This is a genomic window from Candidatus Omnitrophota bacterium (assembly GCA_023819145.1).
In the GTDB taxonomy this organism is placed as follows: domain Bacteria; phylum Omnitrophota; class Gorgyraeia; order DTHP01; family DTHP01; genus JBFWKV01.
Window position 1 is genome coordinate 1 of sequence record JAMWCW010000019.1, and the last position, 10113, is coordinate 10113.

At 36.2% G+C, this 10113-nt stretch carries 13 protein-coding genes; 2 read left to right on the forward strand and 11 right to left on the reverse strand.

All coding sequences use genetic code 11. The annotated features are described in order from the left end of the window. Positions 1-59: 59 nt before the first annotated feature. Positions 60-533 (reverse strand): CBS domain-containing protein, encoded by a 474-nt coding sequence (locus NC818_07265; protein ID MCM8784540.1) that lies wholly within the window; start codon positions 531-533, stop codon positions 60-62. Positions 534-852: 319 nt separating this feature from the next. Here NC818_07265 and xseA point away from each other — a divergent pair, with 319 nt between their 5' ends. After that, complete coding sequence (gene xseA, locus NC818_07270) at positions 853-2178, forward strand: exodeoxyribonuclease VII large subunit (GenBank protein MCM8784541.1); 1326 nt, start codon at positions 853-855, stop codon at positions 2176-2178. A gap of 2 nt (positions 2179-2180) precedes the next feature. Continuing rightward, positions 2181-2387 carry an exodeoxyribonuclease VII small subunit gene (gene xseB, locus NC818_07275; protein ID MCM8784542.1) on the forward strand — a complete coding sequence of 69 codons (207 nt, stop codon included), beginning with the start codon at positions 2181-2183 and terminating at the stop codon, positions 2385-2387. 1 nt (position 2388) lies between these two features. Here the strand turns inward: xseB and NC818_07280 are convergent, their stop codons facing one another. The 10 genes from NC818_07280 to NC818_07325 form a co-directional block, all read right to left on the reverse strand. Next, positions 2389-3504, reverse strand: a complete 1116-nt coding sequence (locus NC818_07280; protein MCM8784543.1) for a radical SAM protein — start codon at positions 3502-3504, stop codon at positions 2389-2391. A 57-nt stretch (positions 3505-3561) separates the two neighbouring features. Next, complete coding sequence (groL, locus tag NC818_07285; GenBank protein MCM8784544.1) at positions 3562-5184, reverse strand: chaperonin GroEL; 1623 nt, start codon at positions 5182-5184, stop codon at positions 3562-3564. Between the two features lie 30 nt (positions 5185-5214). Next, positions 5215-5523 (reverse strand): co-chaperone GroES, encoded by a 309-nt coding sequence (gene groES, locus NC818_07290; protein MCM8784545.1) that lies wholly within the window; start codon positions 5521-5523, stop codon positions 5215-5217. A 177-nt stretch (positions 5524-5700) separates the two neighbouring features. After that, a complete protein-coding gene (locus NC818_07295) occupies positions 5701-6447 on the reverse strand; it encodes a type III pantothenate kinase (GenBank protein MCM8784546.1) in 747 nt (248 codons plus the stop codon). A gap of 3 nt (positions 6448-6450) precedes the next feature. Then, positions 6451-6801, reverse strand: coding sequence for a DUF2304 domain-containing protein (locus NC818_07300; GenBank protein ID MCM8784547.1), 351 nt, complete (start codon positions 6799-6801; stop codon positions 6451-6453). Positions 6802-6815: 14 nt separating this feature from the next. Further along, entirely contained in the window at positions 6816-7304 is a 489-nt protein-coding gene (locus NC818_07305; GenBank protein MCM8784548.1) for a hypothetical protein, read from the reverse strand. Positions 7305-7306: 2 nt separating this feature from the next. Next, positions 7307-7891 (reverse strand): hypothetical protein, encoded by a 585-nt coding sequence (locus tag NC818_07310; GenBank protein ID MCM8784549.1) that lies wholly within the window; start codon positions 7889-7891, stop codon positions 7307-7309. Then, positions 7888-8490, reverse strand: a complete 603-nt coding sequence (locus NC818_07315) for a DNA-3-methyladenine glycosylase (GenBank protein MCM8784550.1) — start codon at positions 8488-8490, stop codon at positions 7888-7890. Before NC818_07315 ends, NC818_07310 begins: the two co-directional genes overlap by 4 nt. Further along, entirely contained in the window at positions 8462-9409 is a 948-nt protein-coding gene (locus NC818_07320; protein MCM8784551.1) for an acetoin utilization protein AcuC, read from the reverse strand. Before NC818_07320 ends, NC818_07315 begins: the two co-directional genes overlap by 29 nt. Positions 9410-9415: 6 nt before the next feature. After that, on the reverse strand, positions 9416-10113 hold a 698-nt coding region (locus tag NC818_07325), incomplete at its 5' end, for a radical SAM protein (GenBank protein MCM8784552.1).

Here is a 10113-nt window from a genome sequence, read left to right on the forward strand (position 1 = left end):
AAAGAATCGCGCCAAGAAAATACCGAACAAAAGAACTATACTCAATACTAATATTGTATTCACTCCAACCCTTTTTCTTTTAAAACAACCTGTATTATATCTAATAACCTTACTATACCTAATAGATGACCGTCATCCGTTACCGGGGCAATCTCTACTTTATGAAGTACCATTATGGAATATGCCTTTTCTAAATCCGTATCCTGGGAAATTGTAATAAAATTTGTATCCATTATATCTTCAGCAATACAAAGCTTAAGCATTTCTGGGCTAACATGGTTTATAGAAAAATCTTTTTCCACTAAATCATCTAAGAAAGGAAGGCTCTTTACCAAGGTCTGCATTGGACCAGAATAGGGCGCGAATATCTTGGCGATATCATCCAAACCTATAATACCCACTAAGCGCATATCTTTATTTACTATCGGCAATATATCAAGTCCGGTCTCTTTCATTGCCTTTATAATCAAAATTAAAGTAGTTGAATTCTCAATGTTAAAAGGCATCTTTATAAGAATATCTTTTACTTTCATTTTGCTTCTCAGAAACTTATAGAAAGATGCTTTAACACCTCTTTTATTTCAGCTGGATTGCTTTCGAATTGACCTCTATAACTTTAATTAAATTATTACGAGATAAACAGAGAGATATCTTAGAAAAATCAAAATTGCCACTAAAAGGTGCTAAATAGTCATCTAAAGCTTTTAGGCCATGAAAGTGTATACCAATCATTTGGTCTGCGAATCTATCAAGATAATTGGGGTTTGACTTTTTTCTTTTATGAGACATATAATTTTATCAAAAATTCAATTCTTCCCCAAGAGAAATTTGGTATAATAATAAGAGATAAAAATGGAGATAAAGTTAAAGACAGAAAAAGTCTATTCCATCCGGGAATTGAATGCGGAAGTAAAAGGCATATTAAAGAGAGAATTTCCGGAACTAATCTGGGTCTGCGGAGAAATTCAGGATTACAACAAAAATAAACATAAACCAGATGTCTATTTTAGACTCTGCGAGAAACATCCCGAGGTTGATGAAGTAATCGCCTCAGTTAGTGCGGTAATCTTTAAAGATAGAAAATTATTCTTAAACCAGATTTTAAAACACGCACTCCTTGAATTAAAGGATGACTTAGAAGTAAAATTTCTCTGTAGGGTTGATTTCTCAAAATATGGAAAATTGCTTCTGATTGTAGAAGATATTGACCCGGTTTATACCTTAGGGAAAATTGCCCAAAGCAGACAGAAGATAATTGAAGAATTAAAGGCAAAAGGGCTTTTGGAAAAGAACAAAAGATTAAACTTACCTCTGGTTCCATTAAATATAGGATTAATTACCTCTTATAATAGTGCTGCCTATAATGATTTCCTGGATGAACTAAAGAGAAGTGGCTATGGATTCAAAATCTATTATTTTGATTCCGCTATGCAGGGAAAGAATGTTGAACCGAATATCTGTTCTGCTTTGGAAATCTTTGACCAGATTCCATTTTTGGATTTGGTGGTGATAACCAGAGGAGGAGGTTCCACCGCAGACCTCAGTTGGTTTGATAATAAAAAGATAGCGGAAAGAATAGCCAATGCAAAATTTCCTGTATTAACCGGAATTGGGCATGAGATAGATGTAACTATTGCCGACCGCGTAGCACATACATATTTCAAAACTCCCACTGCAATTGCACAATTTTTGGTAGGAAGGGTAAAGGATTTTTTAGATAATTTGGATGAAAAAATTGAATCCCTAATTGCCCAGACAGAGGAAATATTGAGCCGAGAAAGTCAGACCTTGGGAATCAAAGCAAAAGATATTAACTTAGAGACACAGAAATTTTTAAGGGACCATCGAGAAAAACTCATCTCTCTAATTAAAGAAATTAAGATATGCCCGGCTAATTTAGTTTATACTCTTAAAATAAATTTAAAAGAAAAAACAAAAGAACTCTCTATGGAAACATTCCATTATCTTAAAAATAAAAAAATTGAAGTCAGTCATTATGAAGAGAAAATAAAAATTTTAGACCCGATGAATACAGTAAAAAGAGGATTCAGTATCACCAAAGCAAAGGATGGAAAGACAATAAAAAGTATAGAGGATACTAAAAAAGACGAGGATTTAGTAACTATAGTTTTTGATGGAAAGATTGAAAGCAAGGTGAAGAGAATAAAAAAGGAGTAGAGATGGCTAAAGAAGGATTAAAGTACAGTAAAGCAGTTGAGGAGTTGGAAAGAATCCTGCAGAGGATTCAAGATGGTCAGATAGATGTTGATGACCTGGCTAAAGAAGTAAAGAGGGCAACAGAGTTAATCAAGCTCTGCAAGGAAAAAATTGAGAAGACAGAGTGGGAAGTAAAAGAAGTGGTTAAGAGTTTTGAAGAGAATAAATAGTTTAGTATCTGTGGGATAAAAGATGAAAATTTCCGATATGGACATTCTTTAAGCCAGAATTTAAAGCCACCTCTTTGCATCTGTAGGCATGCGGATAGGAGGTGGTGGGAAGGTCATGCATATAAAAAGAAGGGTAAAAAGCTAAAAGGGAGTAAGGGATATTTTTATTCAAAGAATAAATAAACTTAGAGATTTTTTCTATCTCATACTCATCTACATAGCCAGGAACTAAAAGGGTTGAGGCAATCAAAAGAGGAGGGATAGGTCTTTTTTTTATATAAGAGGAAACTTTCGCAAAATTATCAAATGTTCTTTTGTTTGAGACTCCACATAAAGCAATGTTCAATTCTTCAGTCCATGCCTTTAAATCAAATTTTATACAACCACCAGATGCTAAAGCAATTTCAACAATCTCAGCTAATAAATTTTCATTCATTGAGCCATTTGTCTCCCAGCAGATTCTTAAGATTCTATTTTTTTTATTCTTTAAAGCAATCTTTGAGGTTAAAATGGAATGCGGAAGTTGACAGGATGGGTCTCCACCAAAGAAACAGATGCAGGATGTCTTCTCATCTATAATAGAGGCTAAATCTCTGCTAAGGATAAGTTTTCTTTTTTCTCTATCTCCCAAGGCATCCCTAAAATGCCAATTCTGACAGAAAAGGCAGTTATAACTGCATCCATTATAAAAAACTGCTAAATTCTTATATCCGTATTCCGGTCCTTTTTGATAAGAAAATTCAGGAAAACCACAGCCTGTTCCTCCAGGACAGGTCCAATCCGCAACACAATTTGTGGGTAGAGGGTCAAAATAGAAAGATAAATTCCCCCTTTTTACATCTGCTCCAATTAATTTTCCCTTTAAATTCTTCCGCAAGTCACAGAATCCTTTCTCATTTTCTCCTATCCGGCATTCATTCACACAGAGATTACATAAAATACCTGCTTTTTCTTTAGGGGGGATAAAGGGGAGAGCAAAATCTTTTCTTGTTTTCTTATGTGCCTCTAAGATATACGGCTTTGCCCTTTCAAAATCATTCCTTATACAATCTAAGCATACACCGGGATAATCAGAGATAAGGAAAGATTTCTTCTGACAAACTTTACACTCTGCCATTGATAAAATAAAAAAGCCCTGGGTTTATTCCCAGGGCTTTCTCTCATTTCCTGGTTTTTAATATTCTCCTCCGTATCCTCCCGGAGGCATAGGAGGAGTTTTCTCCTTCTCAGGAATATCCGTAACCAGAGCCTCGGTGGTAATCAATAGCGAAGCCACACTGGAAGCATGCTGAATGGCATAACGGGTAACCTTGGTAGGGTCAATAATCCCCGCCTCCAGCATATCGGTATAACGACCTTTCTCCACATCAAACCCTACATTGGTTTTTTCTTCTTTTACTCTCTGCACGACCACTGAACCTTCCTGTCCGGCATTCTCCGCCAGTTGTCTGATCGGTTCTTCTAAGGCACGTTTTACAATCTCTGCCCCAATCTTCTCATCACCCTCTAAGTTAAGTTTTTCTACCGAGGGGATACATCTGAGTAAAGCCACTCCTCCACCGGGAACAATTCCTTCTTCTACCGCTGCACGGGTGGCATGTAAGGCATCTTCCACACGTGCCTTCCTTTCCTTCATTTCGGTCTCCGTGGCTGCACCAACACGGATCACTGCTACTCCACCGGCAAGTTTTGCCAAACGCTCCTGGAGTTTCTCCCGGTCATAATCAGAATCGGTTTCCTCAATCTGTTTCTTAATCTGATTAATTCTTCCTTTAATCTCGGAGGTTTTTCCTGCACCCTCAACAATGGTAGTATTTTCCTTATCCACCGTAATGCGTTTTGCTCTCCCCAAGTCTTCAAGGGTAACATTTTCCAATTTTATTCCCAAATCCTCGGTGATGGCTTTACCGCCAGTAAGAATAGCAATATCTTCAAGCATTGCCTTTCTTCTATCACCGTAACCAGGTGCCTTCACCGCACAGCAGGAAAGAGTTCCCCGAATCTTATTTACCACTAAGGTTGCCAGTGCCTCACCTTCCACCTCTTCCGCAATGATTAAAAGCGGTTTTCCCGTACGGGCAATTTTCTCTAAGAGCGGAAGCAGGTCTTTTAAAGCAGAAATCTTTTTTTCATAAATCAAAATATAGGGGTCTTCTAAGATTGCCTCCATACGCTCGGCATCGGTAATAAAGTAGGGAGAAAGATATCCCTGGTCAAACTGCATTCCTTCCACTACTTCCAAAGTAGTAGCCATGGTTTTTGATTCTTCTACCGTAATTACCCCATCTTTTCCTACTTTATCCATTGCTTCGGCAATAAGATTACCAATATTTTTATCATTGTTTGCAGCAATGGTAGCCACCTGTTCAATTTCTTTCTTGTCCTTAATGGGTTTAGAGAGTTTTTTCAGTTCATCCACCACTGTCTCCACTGCCCTATCCACACCTCTCTTCAATGCCATAGGATTGGCACCTGCAGAAACCAGTTTCAATCCTTCCCGATAAATTGCTTCCGCTAAAATGGTAGCGGTAGTGGTTCCGTCTCCAGCAGCATCCGAGGTTTTTTCTGCTACCTCTTTTACTAACTGTGCACCCATATCTTCATAGGGGTCCTCTAATTCAATCTCTTTGGCTACCGTAACTCCATCTTTGGTAATCACCGGAGAACCAAATTTTTTATCCAGAACCACATTCCTTCCTTTAGGACCTAAGGTTACTTTAACCGCCTTAGAAATTACTTCTACTCCTTTGAGAAGAGAACGCCTTGCCTCTTCATCAAACTTCAATTGCTTTGCCATATTTTCACCTCCTCTTAAACAAATCCAGTATTACTTAATTATTGCCAGAATATCCTCTTCCCGGAGAATAAGATATTCCTGGTCCTCAATGGTAATCTCTGTCCCGGAATATTTACCATAAAGAACTTTGTCTCCTACTTTTACTTCTAAGGGTCTAATTTCTCCATTCTCTAATAAGCGACCCTTTCCTACGGCTACGATTTCACCTTCCTGAGGCTTTTCCTTAGCAGTGTCCGGAAGCACAATTCCACTTTTTGTCTTGTTACCCGCTTCTAATGGCCTTACCACTACCCGGTCACCTAAAGGCTGAACATTAATCTTCGTCTTTACTTCTGCCATACCCATCCCTCCTTTCTTGTTAGCAATCAAATTTAATGAGTGCTAAAATTAACAAAATAAATTTTAGACTAATTTTAACTCAAATGCAAGTCTAAATTTTTTATATTTTTTATTAATTTTTGGTATTTTGGGAAATTTTTTAGATTTTAATATACAAAATCGCATTAAATTATAGAATTATTTATTACTTTTCTTATTTTCGTATATTAACCTCAGCCCTTCCAAGATAAGAGTTTCACGCAGAGTCCCCAAATCAGCAAGGTAAGGATAGAGTTTAGAAGCATCACCGCCGGTAAAAACTACCTTTTCTATTCCCTGTTTTTCTTTAAGAATCTGCACTAACTGGCGGGTCATTGCTAAAAACCCATTAAAAATTCCACTTAAAATACTTTCTTTTGTAGAAACACCAATAAACCCCTTAGGAAGAGTAAAATCCATATTTTTGGGAAGCAGAGCCGCTTTCTGGCATAATGCTTCTAAGGAAGTTCTCAAACCCGGGAAAATCATTCCTCCTAAATATTCTCCTCTTCCGGAAACCACATCAAAAGTAACTGCTGTGCCAAAATCAATCACCACCAGGTTACCTCCATAGAAATAGTATCCTGCGTAGGCATTGACTAATCTATCTTGCCCTACCTCTTCTGGTTTTTTGTAGAGATTTTTCATCGGAACAGAGATATTTTCTCCCAGGATAAAGGGTTTTTTAGGAAAGAATTTTTTCAGACCATTTCTTAATCTTTTCAAACCCTGGGGAACTACACTGCAGATGATTATCTCCCCAATATCTTCCCAGGGAAAATTTCTTAGATATCTCAGATAATCCGGACTCTCCGTAGGGATTTTCCCTTTTTTAATCAAAATTTCCCCTTCAAATATTCCGTAAGAAATATTGGTGTTACCAATGTCTATAGTTAATAACATCATAAATTATAATTTTTTTCTTAATTCTTCTATTTCTAAGTTCAAAAGGCTGATTTTCTGCGCCAATTCCTTGTTCATCTCCGTCAGTTGGGTAACAATCACCGAGAAATGTAAAAGAATGATTAAGGAAAAGAAAAATCCCAGGAGAAAAAGCAAAGAAGGTGGATAATGTATCCCTATCCATTCTGCCATTTTCTCCAGCAAATCTCTCCAGAAAGAAAGGATGAGTAAAACTAAACCAGTAATTAACCAAACAATACTATACTGAATTCCCAAACGCCGAATCTTAATGAGATGAAGTATAACCCATAAAAGAAAAAAACTTACAAAAACAGAAAAGATTTGCACCTTATCCATCTCCCCTCCCCTGGTTATAATTTTGACCATTTAGTAGCTAATTCATCCCTTCTTGGTTTGTATACTGTTTCATAAAAATATCGCTGAGATTTTAAGATTCCTTTGTCATAACTTTTACATATACTGATTGCCTCATCCCATACCTTAGGAAAATTTTTCCCCAAGCGAGATTCTACCTGTTTATAAAAACTTTCGGGAGATTGAACTTCATTCCCAATCATAAACATTCTTTTTTTGCCCATTTTAACACTATAAGCCATCTCATCTCCTAAATGATATATCTCAAAGGTCTTGGCTATTTCTTTGCGCATCTCTTCTTCAATTACTTTTTCAGGGATCTTCACTTCCGAAGGTGGATACTTTGGCTTTACAAATCCTTTCTTTGCTGCAGCATAAAAAATTGCTCTATTTAATCCCCAACTCTTTGCTGAATCCAGAGCTAAACCTAAAACTTTTGCTCTTGCTGCCTGTAATATTGCCATTACTTGAAATCTTCCAATCATTTTCAGCCTCCTTTTATCTTCCTCCAATTCTCGGTAGCCACCGGCCCTTCTTTTGAGATTTTATATAGAGAATTCAGTTTTTTAATAACTATACCTTCATATCCTTCTCTTAGGAATCTCTTTAATGCTTTTTTAATATCTACAAGTGGATAGAATTTTATATGGTAAAATGGCTTTTCTAATTTTATTTTTGAAAGAATATATTTTCTTTCCGACAAAGGTAAATTTCCCAAAAATTTTTCTCCCAGATAGATAACATCAAAAATACCTATGATTGGCTCAACCTTTTGCTTCTTAGAAAATAAACTCGGTATAAATCTTCTCCCTTTGCTTGAGTATAATTCACCATCCAAAATTGTTCCTTTGGGAATTTTGCCCTCAATCTTTTCTGCAATATATTTCAAATCCTCTGTCCAATCAGGATTCTTCTCTAACCTTCTTCCAAAAAATTTAATTTTCCCATCCGAGCATTTTATGATCTCTATTCTCCAGCCATCCAGCTTCGGCTCATATATCCATTTCCCTTTTAATTTTTCTCCAAAATAAGGTATGGGCTGCATCAACCAGACAGGTTCCCCTATCTTCATCTTGATAAGAATTTAGAATCTTTAATAATAAACCTCCAGAGCCACTTCTTGCAAATTCCCGCATAAGGTATGTTTACTCTGGGAGTACTTAAAATATCCTCTTTTTCAATATTTTCTCCTTCCAAAAAATAAATTTTTTCTCCTTTAATCATATCGTATCCATTGAGAAACACATCAATCTTTAATGCTCTGCATAATTTCCCGGGACCATTCAATAATTTTCGGATAGCGTAATCTTCCGGGGATTTATTTAAATTTTTAAGGATTAAATCTATCCCTTCAATTGGTTCTAATGCTCTGATTAAAACACCACCCGCTTGTCCCGGGGGATGACAGACAACATTTAAACAGAAGGTATTAATGTGAACGGGGTAGATATAAGCATAACCGACTTCTCCAAACAGAAGCGAAGTCCTTCGGGTATAACCAAACCTCCCCACATGACAGCCCAAATCCCTTTCTCCTCCATATGCCTCGGTTTCCACAATTTTTGTTATTATCTTTTTATCTTCCAAGTTAACTACCAAATATTTCCCCAATAACCTTGGAGCAACCTCTTGGGGATGATGACTAAAAAATTCTCTCTTTAACCTTTTCATATTTCAACAATTCCTCTATCACCGCTATCCAGCCTTTCTTTATATTGGATAAAGAATATCCTCCTCCTCCAAAGACCACCATCCTCCCTTTAGCCTGTTTATCAGCGATTTCAATTAAAATTCCGGTCACCCCTTGATGGACTCTCTCTGTTAAATTCAAAAAAGTAATAGGATCATCTGCTAGTGAATCGCAACCGGCCTGAAAGAGAATAAATTCTATTTTTATTGTATTTAAAAATTCTTCTATTTTTTTTAGTTCTCCTAAAAAAATTTCATCGGTTGTGCCAGCGGTTAACTCTATGTTCAATTTTGTTCCCGAAGCTTTACCAATTCCTTTCTCTGTTTTACTTCCTGTTCCCGGAAAGATTCCTCTTTGGTGAAAATCTACGATGTATAAATCTTGGTCTTCTATGAAAGAATAATATACTCCATCTCCATGATGGGCATCAATATCAAAATATAAAATCTTTTCTATCCCATATTTTTTTCTGAGATAATTTATACTTATACAGATATCGTTGAATACACAGAACCCAGATGCTCTGTCTCTATATGCATGGTGTAAACCACCAACTGGCGTAAATACCTTTGTATTCTCCTGGATTGCTTTGTCTATACAATTGAGGGTAGTTCCAACGATTATACTACTTGCTCTAAATATTCCTTCAAATGCCGGTGTATCTCCGTAGTCTAAATATCCACCTTCTTTATCTTTATTTTTAACGAATTCTATATACTCTTTTGTATGAAAAAGTAAAAGTTCATCTCTCTTTGCTTCCCTTGATTCTACCTTTTTAAGATACCGGATAAGACCTTTTTTCTCTAAGGCATCTTTAAAAGCAAAATATCTTTGCTTATTAAAGGGGTGCTCTGGAAAGGAATAAAGAGAAAGCAAATCATCTAAGGCTACATATATCATCGGCAACTATCTATAATTAGGAAAGAGGAATCTTGAACTAAATCCTAAAAAATCTATCACTCCTCTTCGGAAATCTCTAAGATTTCTAATACTTATAATTCTTTTACTGATATATTCTGGCCTTAAATAGAATCTCCGATAGATATAAGATAGTGCTTTATAAATCTCCTTGCCAGATATCTCTGGATAATCATACACCGGCTCCTGTAGAGGGTCATATTTAGACCAGTCTTTAGTTTTTAGATAATTATTTTTCTCCAAAAAATCATAAAAAGAAGTTCCTGGATGAGGGGTAGCAATTCCCAGTGCCATATAATCAGGATTTAATTTTAAAACAAAATCAAGGGTTTTCCTTACAGTTTCTTTTGTTTCCCCAGGCAAACCTAATATAAAATGGGTCATCACCTTAATCTTTTCTTTCTTAATTATATTTACTGCTTCAAACACCTGTTCTAAGGTTATATTCTTTTTGATTGTCTTTAAAATTTCTCTATCTGCGGTCTCTACTCCAATGTCAATTGAACGACATCCGGCAGTTCTCATCAATTTAACTATTTCAGGATTTATCCTATCAACCCGTGCCTCACAGGACCAGGTAAGTTTAATTTTGTTTCTTATCATCTCATTAAACAATTTTTTTGCCCAGTTTAGGTCATTGGTCAACCCCAAGTCAAAAAAACGCACTTCTTTTATTCCTAAATCTT